This window comes from Noviherbaspirillum suwonense (assembly GCF_900182955.1).
In the GTDB taxonomy this organism is placed as follows: domain Bacteria; phylum Pseudomonadota; class Gammaproteobacteria; order Burkholderiales; family Burkholderiaceae_D; genus Noviherbaspirillum_A; species Noviherbaspirillum_A suwonense.
Map to the genome: position 1 here is coordinate 1 of NZ_FXUL01000075.1, position 1,203 is coordinate 1,203.

A 1,203-nucleotide genomic window follows, 5' to 3' on the forward strand; every position below is an offset into this window, starting at 1 on the left:
GGTAGCCAATGGAAGAATGAAGGCGCTGTCGGTTGTAAAAGCCTTCAATCCAGTCCACGATGTCGAGTCTGGCTTGCTCCCGTGTTTCGTATCGTCCTTGGTAAATCCGCTCTACCTTTAACGTCTTAAAGAAACTTTCCACCGCTGCATTATCCCAAGCGTTGGCACGGCGGCTCATGGAAACCTGCATGCCGAAATCGGCAGCAAGGCTGCGATGGGCATGGCTGGCGTATTGGCTGCCCTGGTCACTGTGCAGAATCAAACCGACAGGCGGCCGGCACTGTCCGTATGCCGAGCGCAGCGCCTGGCACACCAGGCCGGCTTTCATCCGTTCCGACATCGACCAGCCCACAATCCGACGACTAGCCAGGTCCATGATGACCGCCAGGTAAAGCCATCCCTCTGCCGTGGCAATGTAAGTCAAATCGGCGACCCAGGCCCGATTGGGCAGCCAGCCGTCGAAGCGTCGATCAAGTAGGTTGGGCGCCACCGGCAAATGATGCGACGAATCCGTCGTCACCCGATAAGGGCGCTTGTAGACTGGGCGCAGGCCCTGTCGGCGCAGGCTTTGTCGAACCCGCTCGCCACCTACCGACAGGCCTTGCCGGCGAAGGGCCTGAACGATCCTGGGTCGCCCGTAACTGGCGCGGCTGCCAGTATGAATTTGCCTGACATGCGCATCCAGATCAGCATTGGCCCGGGCGCGTGCACTGGGCGTACGACCCCGCCACTGGCAGTAGCCTGTGCGGGAAACCCCAAGCACCCGGCACAGCCGGCTCACGCTGTAGTGGTCGCGGTTGGTGTCGATCCAGGCGTATTTCACCGCGACCCCTTCGCGAAATACGCCGTGGCCTTTCGAAGGATTTCCACGTCCAGTCTGGCGCTGGCCAGTTCCTTGCGAAGCCGGCTGTTCTCCGCTTCCAGGTCGGTTGGCGACCGACGCACCGGCCCGTTTGGCGCAGACGCTATCGATTCCTGGCCAGGCGCTTTACGCCTTCGCCGGGACCAGTTGCTTAACGTCGCAATCGGAATGCCCAGCCGCCGGGCCGCCTCGTGACCGCCAACCGAATCGGCCAGCCGAACAGCCTCCACCTTGAACTCTCCTGTGTATTGCCTCTTTGGAACGGTTTCTTCGCTCATCTCGACCTCCATGTACATAGAAATTAATCGATTTCTGCTGTACGTGGAACCGGGGCAAGGTCA

1 protein-coding gene is annotated in these 1,203 nt (G+C 60.4%); it reads right to left on the reverse strand.

The annotated features are described in order from the left end of the window. A protein-coding gene (locus QOL82_RS29150; RefSeq protein ID WP_283445826.1) for an IS3 family transposase occupies positions 1 to 1,152 on the reverse strand; the annotation gives its coding sequence in 2 pieces (ribosomal slippage) (positions 1 to 858 and positions 858 to 1,152; 1,153 coding nt annotated over the 2 pieces). This gene is flagged as partial in the annotation. Positions 1,153 to 1,203: the final 51 nt, after the last annotated feature.